Origin of the sequence: Rhodoblastus acidophilus, assembly GCF_009720655.1 — a bacterium.
In the GTDB taxonomy this organism is placed as follows: Bacteria; Pseudomonadota; Alphaproteobacteria; order Rhizobiales; family Beijerinckiaceae; genus Rhodoblastus; species Rhodoblastus acidophilus_A.
The window spans coordinates 1-18,326 of record NZ_WNKS01000003.1; the positions used below are offsets into that span (position 1 = coordinate 1).

Genomic DNA, 18,326 nt, shown 5'->3' on the forward strand with positions numbered 1-18,326 from the left:
TGGTCGAGTCGATCATGATGTATTCGAAGTCCGGGTCGTCGGCCATCGCCACGAACAGCCTGTCCCAAACGCCATCCCTCGACCAGCGCGAAAAACGAACGAACACACTGTTCCAGTTTCCGAAAATTTCTGGAAGATCACGCCAAGGCGAACCCGTTCGCGCCAACCAGAGAACGGCTTCGACAAACAGCCGATTGTCGGCTCCGCTCCGGCCTGGATCGCCCACCTTTCCAGGCAGATGCGGCGCCATCCGAACCCATTGAGAATCTCCCAACACCAAGCGAACCGACATTCATGGCTCCCGACCGAAAAGGGCTTGAATCAGATTTGCGAGTCTGTGGGAATCTCAAATGTCAACGCGCGCTAACCGACGATGCTCTAAGGTCCATTGTCGGCTCAGCACTCGGTCTTGCCGCACTTGCCCATCGCGTCGATCTTCTTCTTCAACTCGTCATAGCCGACCGCGCCGACCACCACTTCGTCGCCGATGACGTAAGACGGCGTGCCGTTGATCGACAGGCCCTCGCCGAGCTTCAACACGCCAGCGAGCTTGTCCTTGATCTCGGGGTCGGCGGCGTCTTTTTGCAGCTTGGCCATGTCGAGCCCGACCTCCTTGGCGGCGGCCAGCGCCTGTTCGCGGCCGATCTTGCCCTTGGTCGTGAGCATTTTCTGGTGGAAGTCCCAGAATTTTTGACCGGACGCCTGTTTGCGCACGGCGGAGGCGATTTGCGCCGCGTCAACCGAATCGGCGCCGAGCACCGGGAAATCCTTGAGCACGACGCGCAGGTCCGGATTGCCCTTCATCAGCTTGGCAAGGTCGTCCATCGCCCGTTTGCAATAGCCGCAGTTGTAATCGAAGAACTCGACCAGGGTGATCTTGCCGTTGGGATTGCCGACCACCGCCTGGAAGTCGGAATTGAAAATTTCCTTGCTGGCGTGGGCGATGGCGGCGCGGCGCGCGTCGTTCTCTTCCGCCTTGGCCTTGCGCTCCAGCTCCGCCGCGACATCGCGCAGGATCTCGGGATGCGTCAGCAGGTAATCCTTCACGATTCCCTCGATTTCGCCCTTCTGCGCCGGCGAAAATTCCGCCGCGCGAACCGGGAGGGCGAACAGGAGGCCCGCCAACGCGCCGGCGGCAGCCGGCGCGCCCAACAACGCGAGAACTTTGGCGGACGTGAGCTTGCGCGGATGCGACATGGACAACTCCGAAGGAAGGAACTAACGCTCCATAACCTATTCCCGGTCTCGGGTCGAATTGGGTCTTTTCCCGCCATGTCCGAAAGAATACTCACGCCCGCGCGGCGCGCGGCCATCGCCCCCTTCCTCGCCATGGACGTGATGCGCGAGGCCGCGCAATTGCGTCGCGAGGGCCGCGACATCATCCAGATGGAGGTGGGCGTGCCCTTCGCCGGGCCGCCGCGCCGCGCCCGCGAGGCCGCCATCGCCGCGCTCGACGGCCGGCCGATCAGCTATACCGACGCGCTGGGCCTGCCTTCGCTGCGGGCGCGAATCGCCCGACATTATCGGGACGCCTATGGAGTCAGCGTCGAACCCGAGCGCGTCTGCGTGACCACGGGATCGTCGGGCGGGTTTATCATGGCGTTTTTGGCGCTGTTCGACGCCGGCGCGCGGGTGGCGATCAACTGCCCGTCCTATCCCTGCTACCGCAATATTTTGGGCGCCTTTGACGTCGAGACCGTGGAGTTGCGCGGCGTGAGCGGCGTCACCCCCGAACAGGTCGAGGCGGCCGACGATGGCCAAAAACTCGACGGCCTGCTGTTGATGAACCCGTCCAATCCGACCGGCGCGCTGCAAAGCGACGAGTCGATGCGGGCCATTGCGGCGGTTTGCGAGAAGCGCGGAATCAAATTCATCTCGGACGAGATTTATCACGGACTCACCTACGAGCGCCCGGCGCAGACGGCGCTGGCGTGGTCGCGGAACGCGGTGATCGTCAACTCCTTTTCCAAATATTATTGCATGACCGGCTGGCGCGTGGGCTGGCTGGTCGTGCCGGACGGGTTTTCGCGGGTGATCGAGCGGTTGCAGCAGTCGCTGGCGATCTCGCCGCCGACGCTCGCCCAGATCGCGGCGGAGGCGGCGTTCGACGCGACCGACGAGCTGGAGGCGGTCAAGGCCGGCTACGCCCGCAACCGCGCGATCTTGCTGGACGCGCTCGGCGGCATGGGTCTTGATCTGGCCCCCGCCGACGGCGCCTTTTACGTCTATGCCGACATCTCCAGGTTTTCGGAGAATTCGCTCGAATTTTCCAAGGCGCTGCTGGAGCAGGCAGGCGTCGCCGCGACGCCCGGCGTCGATTTCGATCCGACGCAGGGCCACCGCGCGCTCCGCTTCTCCTATGCCGGCGCGGAGGCCGACATGATCGAAGCGATGCGGCGGGTCAAGGTTTTCCTCGGGCGCTGAACCGTTCCTACAGCAGCGCGTCCCACGCCGTGAACAGCTTTTCGAGATTGCCGCGCAGCTTGGCGAAGGCGAAGGTCTCGCTGCCGACCTGCGCGTAGCGCCAGGCGAAATCGACGATCTGCGGCGCCGACAGGCACAAACGCAGGGCCTCGCGGTCGCCGATGGACACGGTTTGGCCGAGGTGCAGGCCCTGAAGCCGCAGCGCCCGCAAGACCCTTTCGGCTGCGCCCTTTTCGGCGCCGCGCATGAAAATGGGGATCAGGGTGGGATCGCCGGCGCTCGCGTCGATTTCGAGGCGGGGCAGGGCGAGAATCTGACGCCGCGTCTCGGCGTGGAAACTGGCCTTGGCCGCCTCGATCAGGGCGGGGTCGAGCGCGCAAAACGCCTCCAGTTCGGCGAGCGCCGCCTCCCAGCGCAGGCCGAGGCCGGCGTTGCAGCGGGCGCCGAACGGGCCTTCGATGCGCTCGCGCAGCAGCGGCGGCCAGTCGTGCAGGGCGAAATGATCGGCGAGGCCGTCCGGCCAGGGGATTGTCGCGCCGTCGGCCAGGAACTTTTCAGGGACCAGCAGCGCGCCCGAAAACGCTGGTCCTCCCAGAAATTTGGAGCCGGAGATCATCACCAGGAAACCGGCTTCGAGGTCGGCGTAAATCTGTTCCGGCGCGCAGCGCAGCTGGCAGGCGTCCACCACCACCGTCACCTCGCCGGGGTTTTCCTGCATGAGTTTCGTGGCGCAGGCGCGCGAGATGGCGGAGAGCCCGGTTTTCGAGCCGTCGAGCAGGTGGATGAGCGTATGGGCGCCGCGCGCCCGCGCCACGCGCACCAGCGCGCAGGCTTTCGAATCGATTTCTTCGACCGGGAGAGGGGTTCCGGCGGCGTCGCGCAGGTGGAGCGTGGCCAGCGTCACGGCGTCGAATCCCTCGAGCGGGAAGCCGGCGCGCGCTTCGCCGAACGGGGCGCTGTTGAGGAAATGGCGGCCGGCGGCGGCGAGCGGCGCGCCGCGCCCGGTTTCGTCCGGGCCGACCAGGATGTTGACGAGCTTCTGCCCAGGCTGCTTCGCGCGCGCTTGGGCGAGAACCAGCGCGGCATATTCGGCTTCGGTGCCGGAGGCGCAGAACACCACCTGCGCGGCCGGCGGGGCGAGCAGGTTGAGCAGGCGGCGGCGCAGGTTGGCGAACCAGTCCTCGGTTTCGCCGGCGAGCAGGACGAAAGGCATGGCTTCCGCCGCCGCGGCCCATCCGCGCGGCGAGATTCCGGAGGCCGTGGAGGAGGAGAACCAGACGTGCCCCTCCTCGGGGCGCGGTTGCGCGCCATAGCGGTTGCGGCCCTCGCGCGTGAGCGCGATGCGCTCGTCGCCGCCGCTGGCGAGCATCATCGCCAGCAGCGGCTCGCCGGTTCCTGCGCGAAACAGCGGCGCGAGGTTTTGGGGGCTTGCGGAGGAGCGGACAAGAGGTTGGCTCATGGACTTCCAGCGATCAGAATTTTGGCGCCTCGAACGAAGCGAGGGCCGTATTTTTTGACGCGAAGCTTGCCCGCAGGCGCCCATGGCGTTCGCCGATGCGAAAATAATTTCCTTTGTGTTAATGGAGAATCGCTTATCCTCGTTATAGCGAGGAGCGGGTCATGGCGTACCATATGTGCTTAGACCAGGCCAAGGCTTCAAGTAGAGGCCAAGATCAAGCGCTTCGCGCGATTCCCCTTCATTTGCGTAAGCCTCCGCCGTGCTCTCCCCCGCCAGGGAAGCGCGCGCGAAAACTCTTGACTTGAGGAGACAGCGCGTGGGTAAGCAACTTGCTCGAAAGCGGAGCCGAGGCTCCCGGGTTCAACACAGAGACGCCGAAATCATCGAGTTCAAGGGAACGAAATTCCAGCACGACCGCAACCCGCCGCCGATCAAAGCTCTTAATCCCACCCAGGCCGAATATTTGGCCGCCCTGAGACATTCTCAACAAATCGTTGTTCTTGGTCCCGCCGGGGCGGGCAAGACTTTTATCGCCGCCACTTACGCCGCCGATCTGTTCCGCCAGGGCCGCATCCAGAAAATCATCCTCACCCGTCCCAACGTTCCCTGCGGCCGCTCGCTCGGATTTTTCCCCGGCACGATGCAGGAGAAATTCGCGCCCTGGGCCGTGCCGATCGCCGAGGCGATCAAGGAGCGCATCGGCGAGGGCGCCTTCGACATCGCCGTGAAGCGCGGCGACATCGAAATGGTGCCGTTCGAGGTGATGCGCGGACGCACCTGGAAAAACGCCTTTGTCCTGCTCGACGAGGCGCAGAATACGTCCGTCATGGAGATCAAGACGTTTTTGACCCGCATCGGCGAGGACTGCATTTCCGTGGTCAACGGCGACGTCGGCCAGTCCGACATTCGCGAGACCTCAGGCTTGCGGCGGATGATCGAGTTGATTCGGGACCACGACCTGCCCGTGCCGGTGATCGAGTTCGGCCTGGACGATATCGTCCGCTCCGGCCTGTGCGCCATGTGGGTGCGGGCGTTCGAGGGCGACGCCCGGGTGTGAGGCTGGGGCGAGGGCGGGGGGCGCCTCGAACGGCTTGGCCTTTCCGCCGACAGGGTTCGCGCGATTCTCCTTCCCCTGGGCAAAATGGCCCGGCGCAGACGGTTGCGTCCTGGAACATCGTTCCAAGGTCGCCGCCACGCCGGGTCCGTTCGATTTCTGGACACTGGTCCTGGACATTCGGTCAGGCCGCGCTTTGCAATTAATTGCACGCATGCCGAACAGCTCCGCGAAAATCCGTCGCAGCAGCTCGCTGGCGCAACGAACGCCGCGCGGATTCGGCCCCCGCCCGCGCATGATCCTTGTTGTTGGCGATCCTGTTCGCGCGCGAAAAAAATTCCAGCATCGGTCGAGCGTTGCCTGATCCCCGCCGAGGCGCCAAACTCGGACTCTGCTTGGTTTTTCAGGAGGGCGAATGACGACGACCGTTCCCATGATCGCCATTTTCACAGTCTCAACCGTTCTCGGCGCCTGGTGCCTCATTCTTCTGTTCGAAAAGGCGCGCAAGCCGGTCGTGATCGGTCTGCACCTGCTCGCCGGCTTGGCGGGACTCGAGACCATGATCGCCACCATCCATATGAGCGGTCTAGACTCCGATTCCCCCGTTCGAAAATTCGGAATCATGGCGGCGGCCTGGTTCGGCGTGGCGGTGATGTCGGGGCTGCTGATTCCGCTGGTGTGCAGGGGACGCCCACAAGCCGCCAACTTGATGCTGGTCGTCCATATCGGCAGCGCTACCGTCGGCTTCTGCCTCGCCCTTGCCTTCGCGGGACAGATCTAGAGCATTTCAAGCGAAGCGGATGCCGGTTCGCGTGAAGACAATGCGTCAAAACAAGACTCTAGAGCTTTTTCATGTTTCCATGAAACGTGAAAAAGCTCTAGTTTTTTGGCGGAACGGTGCGGCGTCAAAGTCAAAGCGACGCCGTTCCACTCCTCGCGCCAAACGATGCGCCAAATGATGCGCGTCGCGGCGCTTGATTGTTGTATCGCAATACGATGCTTGTCTTGCGCAGGGCAGGGGATTGCGCTTCGTCTTCGTCACGCTGGACGGCAAGGCCTATGCCGACGCGCATGGAGTCGACCCCGCCTCATGGTCGCCTCTCAGCCGCGACGACAAGGCGGTGCGCGACTCGCGGCGGCGTTGGGCGTGCGCTAAACGTCGAACGGCGCGGGCGGCTTCGACCATTCCGCCACCCTGCTCGACGAGGGCGGCGAAATGGTCATGCAGAAGCCGGATATCCAGGTGGACCCGCAGGATTTTGCGCCGCGGATTCCGCGCTGATCGTTCAGTGATGCCTGTGGCCGTGCTGGAAATGCCTGCGGCAAGCCGGCCTGAGCTGCTTCACGTGCCGCTGCATGCACGCGGTGATCGCATCGACGTTCGGGATGTGTTGGTTGCACAAGCGCCGCGCGTCGGGTTGGCAGTCGTCCGTCTGCTGACGCCTCGCCGCCTGCTGTTCCCTCAAGCTCGCGGAGGCCGGAGTGGCAAAGGCGAGCGCCGCGAGCAGCGCGACGCCGAGCTTCAATCCTGAGCTGGTCTTGAGCATCCAAACATCCTTTTCGAAATATGGTTTTGTCTGTATGACTTGAGCATCGCCGCCGAGTCAATTCGCCGCAGGCGCCTGGCGAGCCTTCATTTGGCCATACCTGCGCCTTACCTCTGGCTCGCCTGCGCCATGCGCGTGGAGGGCGTCATGTCTGTGAATTTCAAACGCATTTTCCTCGGGGCGACCGCCGTCGCGTTGCTCTTTTCCCTCCCCGCCGCCGCAGAAGGGGATTCGGACGTCGAGCCCAAGCCGCCGCTTGTTCCGCACGCCACCGCCGACCACAAGATCACCCGCGACCGCAACGATTGCCTGACTTGCCACCAGGCGCCGGCCAACGAAATGGCGGGGGCGAAGGCGGTTTCCGATTCGCACTACGTGCATCGCAACGGCGAGCGCCTCGAAAAAATTCTGGCCACGCGAGCCTTCTGCACCCAGTGCCACACGCCCGCGCCCGACGCCAAGCCGCTTCCGGGGGCGAAGCCATGATGGACATGAAGGAGCGCGGCAGGCTCGCCTGGGCCTGGTTCTGGTCGCCGAACGCGCGCTGGTCGCTGGGCGCCATCGCGCTGGTCTGTTTTGCCGCCGGCATCGTGTTCTGGGGCGGATTCAACACCGCGCTCGACGTCACCAGCAGCGAAACCTTTTGTATTTCTTGCCACGAGATGAAGAACAACGTCTTCGAGGAGCGGCGCGGCACGATCCACGATTCAAATCGCTCCGGCGTGCGTGCGACATGCCCCGATTGCCATGTGCCGCACGAATGGGTGTGGAAGGTGAAGCGCAAGATCGAAGCGACGTTCCATGAAGTGCCGCACAAGATTCTCGGCACGGTGGACACGCCGGAAAAATTCGCCGCGCGTCGGCTCGAAATGGCGCTGCGCGAATGGCGGCGGCTGAAAACCACGGACAGCCGCGAATGCCGCAACTGCCATAATTTCGAGCACATGGATTTTACCGTGCAGACCAAGGCGGCGGCGGCGACCCACAAGGAGGGTTTTGCCGCCGGCAAAACCTGCATCGACTGCCACAAGGGCATCGCCCACACGCTGCCGGACCATGCGGCGGAGGCTTACAAAATTTTGGAGGACGAACTCGCCGGCAAGGGGCAGGGCGTCGCGGCCTATCTCAACGGGCTGGAGCAGAAGGCGTCGCCGGCGGCGAAATGAGGCGAAGCGTTGGGCTTGAAGCCGGCGGACGCCAAGGCGGCGATCCCACGCCAACGCTTGCCGGCCCAGGCGTCTCCCAGAGCATTCGCCAGAGTTCCGTAGTTCTACGCAGTTCTTGGCGCCTTGCGTGAAGTGACGTGAAGTTCGAGCCGACCTCTGATCGTTGATAATAAAATAAAATAGTGTGACGACGCCGTGATCGCCCGCCTCGTGCGCGCTTTTGAGGCTATGAGTTGCATAGTATTGGATTCATTGTTTGTTTATTTGTGGATATGATGATTCCGCAATACATATTGCAATGGCGAAAACATAAGAAGGCCGTAACGGCGCTGCGGAATGAATTATTATTCGGCCTGAACGACTTAAGACATTAGTTGTCTTATTCGGCGGGCCAGTCCAGGAGCGAGGCTGAAATCGTGCGGCGTTGAAAATCGCACGCCGTGCGCGCTTCGGCTTTCGTCTCGCTGCCCGACTTTGGCCGTCTGCCGCCTGCGTTTGGACGGAGGAGCAATGCATTCGTTCTCCCGATATCTCAGCGGTTCGCCTTCGCTGCTGAACCGTCGCCCAGGCCGGGCGCTGGACAACAAGCGAATGGCGTCGCGCATTCTTCAAGGCCAGCTGGTCGAGGTGCGGCCGGCGGCGGACATCATGGCCACGCTCGACGCGGACCTCACGCTCGACGGTCTGCCGTTCATGCCGGAAATGCTGAAATTCTGCGGGCGGAGAATGACGGTTTACCGCCGGGCGAACCGAACCTGCGTCGAAGGCCGCGGCCTTCGGGCGATGCGCAACGCGGTTCTGCTGGCCGACAGTTATTGTGATGGCGCCGCGCATGACGGTTGCCAGAGACAATGCCTCAATTTCTGGAAGGAAGCGTGGCTGAAGCCCGTCGCCGACCTCGAAAAGCCGCCCGCGCATCCGGACTCTTCCAACGATTTCTACCGGGTGTTGGCCGCCAATGCGGTGCGGGGAACGCAATATGTGTGTCAGTCCACGCGATTGCACGCCGCCACCCAGCACTTGTCCAAATTCAACGTCTTCAAATATTTGCAGGAAATGGCGGATGGCGAACTGTCGCCGGGCAAATTCCTGCGGATCGTCGGGCGCGTGCTCGCCAACCGCCTGCGGGCTCTGGACGGATTGGCGCCGATCGACGCCGTTCGCGGCCCGGCCGGCCCGCATCCGAAGGGAGACCTCGACCTGCAAGCCGGTGAATGCGTCGAAGTGCGCGCGATCGAGGAGATCAGCCGCACGGTCGGCCCGGCCGGCCGCAACCGAGGCCTGCTGTTCGAACCGGATATGACGGCCTATGTCGGCCAGCGCTTCGAGGTCGAGCACCGGGTGCAAAAGATCATATCCGAAGAAACGGGCAAGATGGTTCATCTGACCCATACCGTGGCTTTGAAGAATGTCCGCTGCGCGGGCGTATGCGCGAAAAACTGTCCACGCGCGCAGGCGCATTTCTGGCGGGAGGCGTGGCTCAAGCGCGCCGCTCCGGCGGACCGACCCGAAGCGGCAGGGGCGGGAGGCATGAGCCGGCCCGCCAGACTCGTCGGGGCTGGCCCGGATGCGAAGCAGCCCTTGCGCGTCCTGCACGTGATGCGCGCGCCCGTCGGCGGATTGTTCCGGCACGTTCTCGATCTCAGCCGCGCGCAGATCGCGGACGGCCATTCCGTCGGGGTGATCGCGGATTCGCTGACGGGCGGCGCGCGCGCGGAGCTGGAGTTGGCGCGGCTGGCGGAGGACTTGCCGCTCGGGCTCCTGCGGATCCCGATCCACCGGAATCCGCATTGGAGCGACTTGGGGAACTTGCGAAGAGTTTCGGGTCGAATTGACGAACTCAAGCCGGATGTTGTCCACGGTCACGGCAGCAAGGGCGGGTTCCTGGCCCGGGCGGCGGGACGGCTGGCGAAGACGGTTCATCCTGTCCTCGCCTATACGCCGCACGGCGGCGCAATCCATTTCGCCCGCATGTCGCTGGAGGGGATCGCCTACCGGGCCATAGAACGCGCTCTCGCGCCTTGCACGGACGTCTATTTGTTCGAAAGCCAGTTCGCGGCGGAGCGGCTGCGCGCTTTCGCGGGGGCCTCGCGCGCCGCCGGTCGCGTCGTCGTCAATGGTCTGCATGAGAGCGAACTGCTGCCGGTCGCGCCCGCGCCGGATGCGGCGGATTTCCTGTTCATTGGCGAGTTGCGCGCGCTCAAGGGCGTCTGCACGCTGATCGAGGCGATGCAAGTCCTCCAGCAGCGGCTCGAAAGCCCACCGCGTCTGGTCATGGTCGGCGATGGCGCGCTTGACAGGGAGCTGAGCGCCGAGATCGCGCGCCGTGGTCTGTCGCATTGCATTTCCCTGTTGGGCTGCAAGCCGGCGCGGAAGGCTTTTTCGCTGGGGCGCATCCTTGTCGTGCCCTCGCATGCGGAATCCTTGCCCTATGTCGTCCTGGAGGCGGCGGGCGCGCGCGTTCCGATCATCTCGACCAATGTTGGAGGCATTCCGGAGATTTTCGGTCCTTACGCTGGCGGGCTGATCCGACCGGGCGACGTGGGAGACCTCGCGAACGCCATGCAAGCGGCGATGGTCGCGGGCGCCGAAGCGCTCGCAGACGACGCCGAACGGCTGGCCGCGTTTGTCGGGCGAAAATTCCTGGTCACGAACATGTATGACCAGGTCATCTCCGGCTATCGGGCGGGCCGGATCGCTCGGGAGTCCCGGGAACAGTTCAAGCCTGAGCGCAGCGAGTCCGCGTCACCTTATTAGAATGGCCGCTATGCGCCTTCGACGCCGGTGGCGATGGCCTGCAAACCCTCTTCATTGCGCACCGCGAGGCGCTGGCGGCCGCATTCCACCAGCCCAAACGCCTCCCAGGCGCTGAGCGTGCGGCTCACCGTGTGCAGCGTCGAGGCGGTCATTTCCGCGATGTCCTGACGCGACAGCGGGAAATCGATTTCAACGCCCCCTGCGGATGGGCGGCCCGCCTGGTGGGCGAGTTGCAGCACCGCGCCGGCGATGCGTTGCTCCACTTTTTGCGTGGACAGGTCGAGGATGCGCTGCTGCGAATCCTGCAAGCGCGCCCCCAACGCCCGCATGGCGTTGACCGCGAGCGCGGAATAGCGGGCGATCATGCCGGCCCACAGCGAATTGGGCCAGGACAGGGCGAGCGAATCCACCGCCGCCGTGGCGGTTCCCGGATAGATGTCGCATTGAATGGCCATGGCGACGCCGAACATGTCGTCCGGATTGATGAAGCGCACCACCATCTGCTGGCCCTGCGGGTTGAGCCGCGTCACCCGCAACCGCCCGTGCAGCAGCAGAAAGAATTTTTCCGCCGGCTCGCCCTGGCGGAAGGCGACCTCGCCCTTGGGAATGCGGAAAGATTGGGCATGGGCGAGGATGTCGTCGAGCGCCGCGCCGTCGAGTCCGGCGAAAGCCGGGGCTTCCGCGATCAACGAACGGTCGAGACGCGGCATTCTTCCTCCGGGCGCGTGTTTGTCGGCGCGCAAACTTGGTTCGCTGGCCAGGGTTTATCAGAGGGGAAGCCCATCACCAAGGGAGCCGTTCATGTCCGAACCTGCGCCGAAGCGCCGTCGTTACCAGGGGCCCGCCCTCTTCAGCATGGGGTTCCGCCTCTTCTTCCTCGCCGGCGCCTTTTGGGCGGCGGTCGCGGTCATGCTGTGGATGCCGCAATTTTTTGGCGAGTTAACCCTGACCACCGCCTTGCAGCCGCTGGACTGGCATGCCCACGAGACCATTTTTGGCTATGGCGCCGCCGTCGTCACCGGGTTTTTGCTGACCGCCGTGCCCAACTGGACCGGGCGGCTACCAATCCAGGGCCGGCCGCTCGCGTTTTTGGCCCTGCTCTGGTTTTCGGGGCGCGCCGCGCTGCTGCTGTCGGAGCAGATCGGCTGGCTGGCCGCCGCGCTGGTCGACTGCGCCTTTCTTGTGACCGTCTGCGCCGTGATCGCGCGCGAGATCGTCGCCAGCGGCAACACCAAGAATTTGAAGGTGCTGGTGTTCGTCGGGCTGCTGGCGGCGGCCAACATCGCCTTCCACGTCGAGGCCCATGTCGCGGGAAGCGCGATCCATGGCCGTCGTTTTGGAATCGCCGCGCTGATCGCTTTGGTGATGCTGATCGGCGGGCGTGTGATCCCGAGTTTTACCCATACTTTTGTCGCGCGGCGCGGCCCGGGACGATTGCCGCAGACATTCAACCGTTTCGACGCGGTTTGTCTCGGCGTTTCGGTTCCGGCGCTCGCCGGCTGGGTGGTCGCGCCGGACAACCGGCTTGTCGGGCTGGCGATGATCGCCGCGGGCCTGCTCAATTTCGCGCGTCTGGCGCGCTGGGCGGGCGAGCGCACGGGGTCCGAGGCGCTGGTCGCCATCCTGCACGTCGCCTTTCTATTCGTGCCGGTCGGGTTTGTGCTGAACGGATTGTCCGCGTGGACGAGCGCGATTCCGCTGAGCGCGGGGCTGCACGCCTGGGGCGTCGGCGCCATCGGCGGCATGACGCTCGCGATCATGACCCGCGCCAGCCTCGGCCATACCGGGCGCGCCCTGCGCGCGGGACGCGCGACCCAGGCGATTTATGCGGCTGTTTTGCTGGCGGTTCTGGCGCGGATCGCGGCGGCGCTGGCGCCGGAGCACGCCTTCGTCCTGCTGCATGTCGCGGCTTTTGCCTGGCTCGCGGCCTTCGGCGGCTTTGTCGCCGCCTATGCGGGCGCGCTGCTGCGCCCGCGCCTGTAAAAATTTGGCCCGGAAATCCGCTTTCGGATGTCCGGGCGCGTTGGCGCGGATCGCGATTCGGTCTTGCGAAGAGCTTAAGGACTCAGTGGTTGTCCCAGTCGCGCAGCATGCAATATTTCGCATAATCGAGGGAGCCCACCAGATCCCGATGGCCGCCTGACCAGGCCAGCACGGTGGTCCCGTCCGCCTCGACGCCCACCAGCGCCGCCTGGCGCAAGCGTCCGGCCTTGGCGTTTTCGAGCCACCGGGTCAGCGTGTCGATGACGTCCTCGACGGGTTCCGGACCAGGAAAGCTTTCGCCGTTCAGCCTGACGACATTGGTGGACATGCGGCGCTCCTGAGTGCGTGTAACAATATCGTGAACGCTCGAAGCTTACACCATGTCGTCGCCAAGAGAAACGTCCAATTTGCGGATTTTGCGTACTGATACGGAGAACGACGCATAAACAATGAGTAATATGGCCGAGATCAAGCGCAAGGAAGGCGCTTGTATGTTTGCTCAGTCAAATCCATGCTTTAGCTTCACCTTGCCGGAAGGGCTGGCCTATGGCCTCGCTTGTGCTCGAAGCCTTTCGATACGTAATCCTAGTGAGATCTGGCAAACCGGCTTGAGCTTGACTTGAATCTGCGGCGTCGGGCAAGCCGACCGCCTGTCGGCTGCGTCGCGCCGGGCGCACAACCGGTCGTGCTAAAGTTAACCGCAAAGTTGATCTTCGTCATGGCGCCCGGGCGCCAATTCGGCGAGCTTGACTCAAAGCTTGGCTCTTCACTACCGGTACGTCCCAACTGTCCGGGCTGCGCCCCCTTACGTAGTGCGCCCTTATGTCGCAGATGAATTCGGTCAAACTGTGAATAGTAAAAAATCAACCGCGCGTGGCGTGTGCGCGTCGAGGACTTGAGATGATGCTGAAGAAGATAATGGACTCTCTCACCGGCGCCGGCCCCGCTCCCGAGGTGAAGGCGGTGAAATACCCGGGCCTCCGCGACGCGGTCGATGGAAACACGGCGATCATCCATGTCGAGCGCGAGGCCTCCGACGCCGCCGGCGCCTATCCGATCACGCCCTCCACGCAAATGGGCGAGTATTGGGCCGAGGAGGCCGCGAGCGGCCACCTCAATGTCAGCGACCGTCCGCTGATCTTCGTCGAGCCGGAAAGCGAGCACGCCGCCGCCGCGGTGACCGCCGGCATGGCCATGACCGGCCTGCGCGCCACCAATTTCTCGTCGGGGCAGGGCATCGCCTTCATGCACGAGAGCCTCTACGCCACCGTCGGCAAGCGCCTGCCCTATGTGCTGAACATGGGCTGCCGCGCCATCACCAAGGCGAGCCTCAACGTCCACGCCGGCCATGACGATTATCATTGCATCGACGACACCGGCTTCATCCAGGTGATGGCCAAGAGCGCCACCGAGGCCGCCGACCTCAACCTGATCTCGCGAAGACTCGCGGAACTGTCGCTGACCCCGGCTATCGTCGGCCAGGACGGTTTTTTGACCACCCATCTGATCGAATCGGTGACGCTGCCCGAGCGCGAGCTGGTCGCTGAATATCTGGGCAAGCCCGACGACCTCATCGACACGCCCACCCAGGCGCAGGCCATGCTCTACGGGCCGAAGCGCCGCCGCGTGCCGGCCATCTGGGACGTGGACGTGCCCATGGCCTCGGGCTCGGTGCAGAATCAGGACGCCTACATGCAGGCGGTGGCCGCGCAGCGTCCCTATTTCTTCGACGAGGTGCAGCCGCTCGCCGACCGCTGCATGGCCGAGTACGCGGAGCTGACCGGCCGCAAATATGGGCGGTTGAGCGGCTACAAGACCGACGACGCGGACTACGTGATCTTCGGCATGGGCAGCATGGTGGTGCAGGCCGAGGCCGTCGCCGATTATCTGCGCGAAACCCGCAAGCTGAAAGTCGGCGTGGTGAACCTCACCATGTTCCGCCCGTTCCCCGGCGATCTCGTTTCGAAAATCCTGCGCGGCAAAAAGGGGGTCGCCGTGCTGGAGCGCACCGACCAGCCGCTGGCCGAAGACCTGCCGCTGATGCGCGAAGTGCGCGCGGCGCTGCACAAGGCCTTGGAAAACGGCTTTGACGCCAACAGCTCCATCGCGCCGTCGCACCCCGGCTATCCCGCGCTGACCGCGCATGAAATGCCGCGCCTCTATTCCGGCTGCTACGGCCTGGGCTCGCGCGACCTCCAGCCGGAGGCCCTGATCGGCGCGGTCGAAAACATGCTGCCGACCGGCTCGAAGCGCTCCTTCTATTATCTGTCGGTGGACGTCGCGCGCGAGCCCGGCCATCCCAAGGACGAGCTGCACCAGCAGACGTATCAAGCCGCCTATCCGAGCGCGGCGAAAATGGTGGTGCGCGGCAGCGAAAACCCCAACCTGATGCCCAAGGGCGCGATCACCGTCCGCATGCATTCGATCGGCGGCTGGGGCGCGATCACCACCGGCAAAAACCTCGCCATGACCCTGTTCGAACTGCTCGGATGGGAGATCAAGGCCAATCCGAAATATGGTTCGGAAAAGAAGGGGCAGCCGACCACTTATTATCTGTCGGCGGCGCCGGAGCCGATCCGGGTCAATTCCGAATATGTCTATGTGGACGTGGTTCTGTCGCCGGATCCGGCGGTGTTCGGCCATTCCAACCCGCTGTCCGGCCTGAAGAAGGGCGGCGTGTTCATCATCCAGAGCAATCTGGATGAAAACACCTGGGCCTCGTTCCCGCGCTGGGCGCAGCAGCAGATCGTCGACAACGAATTGCGCGTCTTCTATCTCGACGCCTTCAAGATCGCCCGCGAGGAGGCCGGCAGCGCCGAATTGCAGCTGCGCATGCAGGGCAACGCCTTCCAGGGGGCCTTCTTCCACGCTTCGAACGTGCAGGAAAACGCGGGCCTCAGTGAAGAGAAGCTGTTCACGGCGATTGAAAAGCAGCTTGAAGCCAAATTCGGCTCCAAGGGCGCGCGCGTGGTGGCGAACAACCTCACCGTGGTGCGGCGCGGCTTCACCGAAATTCACGAGATCACCCACAAGCCCGTGGGCGCGACGCCGGCGCTGACGGCGAAGGGCGGCGGTCTGCCGATCATGCTGAAAAGCTGCCCGGCCGGCGACAGCAGCCTGCCGCCGGTCGCCGACATGCACCGTTTCTGGGAGCAGACCGGCCATTTCTACGCCACCGGCAAGGGCAGCGACAATCTGCTCGATCCCTTCATCGGCGCGTCGCTGATTCCCGCCGCGTCCGGCATTTTCCGCGACATGACCGGCATCCGCTTCGAGCATCCGGTGTGGGACGCGCAAAAGTGCTCTGCCTGCGCCAAGTGCTACACGGTCTGCCCGGACAGCGCGATTCCCGGTCTCGTCAACAGCGTCAGCGACGTGTTCGCGACCGCGCTCGCCCGCGTCGAGCGCTCGGGCACGCCCACCAAATATCTGCGTCGCTCGGCGCGCGCCGCCGAACGCAAGCTGCGCGGCCTGATTGGCCCGAATGGCAATGTCGCCGTGCGGCCGCTGATCGACAAGGCGCTCGACCAGGTTTTGGACGAGGCTCCGATGGAGGAGCGCGCCGCGATCGAGGCCGAATTCGAATTGCTCAAGGTTGAATTGGGCTCGTTCGACTTCGCCGCGCCGACGCTCTACTGGCGCCAGCGGGAAAAGAAGGCGCCGGGCAGCGGCGGCCTGTTCTCGATCACCATCAATCCGCTGACCTGCAAGGCCTGCGGCCTGTGCGTCGACGTGTGCGCCGACGGCGCGCTGAAGATGGAGACCCAGACTGAGGATTCGGTGGATAGCCTGCGCCGCGACTGGAATTTCTGGCTCGACCTGCCCACGACCGGTCCGGAGTTCAGCCGCATCGAGAACCTGAACGAAAAGGAAGGCGCGCTCGAAACCCTGCTGCTCGACAAGGCGAACTACAACGCCATGACCTGCGGCGACGGCGCTTGCCTCGGCTGCGGCGAGAAGACCGCGATCCATCTGTTCACCTCGACGGTCGAGGCGCTGATGCAGCCTCGCGTCAAAGCCTTCGTCGGCAAGCTGGACAAGCTGGTCGCCGATCTCGAACAGCACATGCGGCTGGAGCTGGCGCAAGCGGTGGACCTGTCGGACACCGGCGCCGTGGTGCGCGCGGTCGAATCCGCCGCGCCGCATGACCTCACCCTGTCGACGCTGGCCGACAAGCTCAACGACGGCAAACCGTCACGTCCGCTCGACCCCGCCTGGGTCAAGCGCGCGGCGAAACTGCTGGAATCGCTGAAGGACTTGCGCTGGCGCTATGTCGAGGGCCCGACCCAGCGCGGACGCGCCTCCATGGGCATGGTGAACTCCACCGGCTGCACGTCGGTGTGGGGCTCGACCTATCCCTACCATCCCTATCCCTTCCCCTGGACCTCGCATCTGTTCCAGGACTCGCCGTCGGTCGCCATGGGCCTGTTCGAGGGCCACATGGCCAAGATGGCCGACGGGTTCAAGGCCGTGCGCATGGCCGAGATGGAGCTGAAGGGCGCCTATGTCGAAGAGCGCGACCGCGACTTCTTCAACCGCTTCACCTACGAGCAGTTCACCGACGAGGAATGGCATTTGTGTCCGCCGGTCGTCAGCCTCGGCGGCGACGGCGCCATGTATGACATCGGCTTCCAGAACCTGTCGCGCATGATGATGGCCGGCAAGCCGATCAAGGTGCTGGTGGTCGACACTCAGGTCTATTCCAACACCGGCGGGCAGGCCTGCACGTCGGGCTTCGTCAGCCAGGTGTCGGACATGGCGCCCTATGGCTCGGCCCAGCATGGCAAGACCGAAATCCGCAAGGAGATCAGCCTGATCGCCATGGCGCACCGCTCCTCCTTCGTTTTGCAGAGCACGATCGCCCATGTCACCCACCTGCTGGAGGGCTATATCGACGGTCTGAACTCGCGCCGTCCCGCTTTGTTCAACATCTATGCGGTGTGCCCGCCCGAACATGGCGTGGGCGACGATCGCAGCATCGCGCAGAGCAAGCTGGCGGTGGAAAGCCGCGCCTATCCGCTGTTCCGCTACGATCCCGACGCGGGCGAGACGTTTAGCGCCGGCGCGAGCTTGAAGGGCAACCCGTCGGTCGATTCCGACTGGCCGTCCTATGTGCTGAAATATGTCGACGAGGCCGGGGCCAAGGGCAAGATGCACACCCACGTGACCTTCGCCGATTTCGCGGCGACGGAAGCGCGGTTTGCGAAACACTTCCGCAAGGCGCCGCCGGAAACCTGGAACGACTCCATGGTTCCGCTGGCCGAGCTGCTCGGCATGTCCGCCGACGAGCGCGACGGCCTGTTCCCCTATATCTGGGCGACGGACGCCAAGGGCCGCCTGATGCGTCTCGTGGTGGCCAAGGAGCTGGTCAAGGCCAGCGAGGAGCGGTTGCAGTTCTGGCGGCAGCTCAAGGATGTCGTTGGCAAGCCGGCGTTCGACGAGGCGGCCGTGGCCGACCGCGTGCGCAACGATCTGACGCGGCGAATCAGCGCCAGCCTCACCAGCCTCGGCCTCAACCTGGGCGGCTCCGCGCCGGCCCCGGCCGCGCCCGCGCCCGCGCCGGTCCCCGCGCTGGCCGCGCCGGCTCCCGCTCCCGCTCCGGCTCCGGCGCCTGTTGCGGCGCCCGCGCCGGCTCCGGTCGCGGAGGCGCCTGCCGCCGCGCCCGCCGCGAAGGGCCTTCCGGACTATGAGCCCGTCTATGTCGATACGCCCGAATGCACCGCCTGCGGCGAATGCATGGACCAGGCGCCGGGCGTGTTCGCCTATAACGACGCCAAGCTCGCGGTCGTGACCAACCCGAAGGGGGCGAAATACGCCGACATCGTCAAGAGCGCCGAGCGGTGCGCCGCCGGATGCGTGCATCCCGGCACGCCCTGGGACGCCGGCGAGAAGAATCTTGAAAAACTGATCGCCCGCGCGAAAAAGTTCAATTGAGG

At 64.4% G+C, this 18,326-nt stretch carries 14 protein-coding genes; 8 read left to right on the top strand and 6 right to left on the bottom strand.

Annotation, left to right across the window (positions count from 1 at the left end; translation table 11 throughout):
• Both GJ654_RS04325 and GJ654_RS04330 read right to left on the bottom strand, forming a co-directional pair.
• Positions 1-292: transposase (locus GJ654_RS04325; protein WP_155444892.1), on the bottom strand; the 292-nt coding region annotated here is incomplete at its 3' end.
• A gap of 104 nt (positions 293-396) precedes the next feature.
• Positions 397-1,197: a DsbA family protein gene (locus GJ654_RS04330; protein ID WP_155444893.1), complete on the bottom strand. Its 801-nt coding sequence runs from the start codon at positions 1,195-1,197 to the stop codon at positions 397-399.
• A 75-nt stretch (positions 1,198-1,272) separates the two neighbouring features.
• Here GJ654_RS04330 and GJ654_RS04335 point away from each other — a divergent pair, with 75 nt between their 5' ends.
• On the top strand, positions 1,273-2,424 hold the full coding sequence (locus tag GJ654_RS04335) for a pyridoxal phosphate-dependent aminotransferase (protein ID WP_155444894.1): 1,152 nt from the start codon (positions 1,273-1,275) through the stop codon (positions 2,422-2,424).
• Between the two features lie 7 nt (positions 2,425-2,431).
• On the opposite strand, the gene GJ654_RS04340 is transcribed toward GJ654_RS04335, so the two are convergent.
• Positions 2,432-3,883 (bottom strand): hypothetical protein, encoded by a 1,452-nt coding sequence (locus GJ654_RS04340; protein WP_155444895.1) that lies wholly within the window; start codon positions 3,881-3,883, stop codon positions 2,432-2,434.
• Positions 3,884-4,265: 382 nt separating this feature from the next.
• Here GJ654_RS04340 and GJ654_RS04345 point away from each other — a divergent pair, with 382 nt between their 5' ends.
• Positions 4,266-4,940, top strand: coding sequence for a PhoH family protein (locus GJ654_RS04345; protein WP_264586135.1), 675 nt, complete (start codon positions 4,266-4,268; stop codon positions 4,938-4,940).
• Between the two features lie 412 nt (positions 4,941-5,352).
• Entirely contained in the window at positions 5,353-5,718 is a 366-nt protein-coding gene (locus GJ654_RS04350; RefSeq protein ID WP_155444897.1) for a hypothetical protein, read from the top strand.
• 505 nt (positions 5,719-6,223) lie between these two features.
• Here the strand turns inward: GJ654_RS04350 and GJ654_RS04355 are convergent.
• The gene (locus GJ654_RS04355) at positions 6,224-6,484 is read right to left on the bottom strand and encodes a hypothetical protein (RefSeq protein WP_155444898.1); all 261 of its coding nucleotides are present in this window, start codon (positions 6,482-6,484) and stop codon (positions 6,224-6,226) included.
• 147 nt (positions 6,485-6,631) lie between these two features.
• On the opposite strand from GJ654_RS04355, the gene GJ654_RS04360 reads away from it, so the two are divergent.
• From GJ654_RS04360 to GJ654_RS21105, 3 genes are all read left to right on the top strand, one after another.
• Positions 6,632-6,970 (top strand): nitrate reductase cytochrome c-type subunit, encoded by a 339-nt coding sequence (locus GJ654_RS04360; RefSeq protein ID WP_196305431.1) that lies wholly within the window; start codon positions 6,632-6,634, stop codon positions 6,968-6,970.
• Positions 6,967-7,650: a NapC/NirT family cytochrome c gene (locus GJ654_RS04365; RefSeq protein WP_210350802.1), complete on the top strand. Its 684-nt coding sequence runs from the start codon at positions 6,967-6,969 to the stop codon at positions 7,648-7,650. Before GJ654_RS04360 ends, GJ654_RS04365 begins: the two co-directional genes overlap by 4 nt.
• 591 nt (positions 7,651-8,241) lie before the next feature.
• A complete protein-coding gene (locus GJ654_RS21105; protein ID WP_246664601.1) occupies positions 8,242-10,407 on the top strand; it encodes a glycosyltransferase in 2,166 nt (721 codons plus the stop codon).
• A gap of 8 nt (positions 10,408-10,415) precedes the next feature.
• Here the strand turns inward: GJ654_RS21105 and GJ654_RS04375 are convergent, their stop codons facing one another.
• A complete protein-coding gene (locus GJ654_RS04375; protein ID WP_155444900.1) occupies positions 10,416-11,117 on the bottom strand; it encodes a Crp/Fnr family transcriptional regulator in 702 nt (233 codons plus the stop codon).
• A gap of 91 nt (positions 11,118-11,208) precedes the next feature.
• Between GJ654_RS04375 and GJ654_RS04380 the strand changes: the two genes are divergently transcribed.
• Positions 11,209-12,390 carry an NnrS family protein gene (locus GJ654_RS04380; RefSeq protein WP_155444901.1) on the top strand — a complete coding sequence of 394 codons (1,182 nt, stop codon included), beginning with the start codon at positions 11,209-11,211 and terminating at the stop codon, positions 12,388-12,390.
• An 82-nt stretch (positions 12,391-12,472) separates the two neighbouring features.
• On the opposite strand, the gene GJ654_RS04385 is transcribed toward GJ654_RS04380, so the two are convergent.
• The gene (locus GJ654_RS04385) at positions 12,473-12,718 is read right to left on the bottom strand and encodes a hypothetical protein (RefSeq protein ID WP_155444902.1); all 246 of its coding nucleotides are present in this window, start codon (positions 12,716-12,718) and stop codon (positions 12,473-12,475) included.
• Positions 12,719-13,308: 590 nt separating this feature from the next.
• On the opposite strand from GJ654_RS04385, the gene GJ654_RS04390 reads away from it, so the two are divergent.
• Positions 13,309-18,324 carry a 2-oxoacid:acceptor oxidoreductase family protein gene (locus GJ654_RS04390; protein ID WP_210350803.1) on the top strand — a complete coding sequence of 1,672 codons (5,016 nt, stop codon included), beginning with the start codon at positions 13,309-13,311 and terminating at the stop codon, positions 18,322-18,324.
• Positions 18,325-18,326: the final 2 nt, after the last annotated feature.

Bases quoted from the DNA above. Each gene is read 5' to 3' on its own strand.
- GJ654_RS04390 (WP_210350803.1), top strand. From the start codon at position 13,309: ATGGACTCTCTCACCGGCGCCGGCCCCGCTCCCGAGGTGAAGGCGGTG.
- GJ654_RS04340 (WP_155444895.1), bottom strand. From the start codon at position 3,883: ATGAGCCAACCTCTTGTCCGCTCCTCCGCAAGCCCCCAAAACCTCGCG.
- GJ654_RS04375 (WP_155444900.1), bottom strand. From the start codon at position 11,117: ATGCCGCGTCTCGACCGTTCGTTGATCGCGGAAGCCCCGGCTTTCGCC.
- GJ654_RS04385 (WP_155444902.1), bottom strand. From the start codon at position 12,718: ATGTCCACCAATGTCGTCAGGCTGAACGGCGAAAGCTTTCCTGGTCCG.
- GJ654_RS04330 (WP_155444893.1), bottom strand. From the start codon at position 1,197: ATGTCGCATCCGCGCAAGCTCACGTCCGCCAAAGTTCTCGCGTTGTTG.
- GJ654_RS04350 (WP_155444897.1), top strand. From the start codon at position 5,353: ATGACGACGACCGTTCCCATGATCGCCATTTTCACAGTCTCAACCGTT.
- GJ654_RS21105 (WP_246664601.1), top strand. From the start codon at position 8,242: ATGGCGTCGCGCATTCTTCAAGGCCAGCTGGTCGAGGTGCGGCCGGCG.
- GJ654_RS04355 (WP_155444898.1), bottom strand. From the start codon at position 6,484: ATGCTCAAGACCAGCTCAGGATTGAAGCTCGGCGTCGCGCTGCTCGCG.
- GJ654_RS04365 (WP_210350802.1), top strand. From the start codon at position 6,967: ATGATGGACATGAAGGAGCGCGGCAGGCTCGCCTGGGCCTGGTTCTGG.
- GJ654_RS04360 (WP_196305431.1), top strand. From the start codon at position 6,632: ATGTCTGTGAATTTCAAACGCATTTTCCTCGGGGCGACCGCCGTCGCG.
- GJ654_RS04380 (WP_155444901.1), top strand. From the start codon at position 11,209: ATGTCCGAACCTGCGCCGAAGCGCCGTCGTTACCAGGGGCCCGCCCTC.
- GJ654_RS04335 (WP_155444894.1), top strand. From the start codon at position 1,273: ATGTCCGAAAGAATACTCACGCCCGCGCGGCGCGCGGCCATCGCCCCC.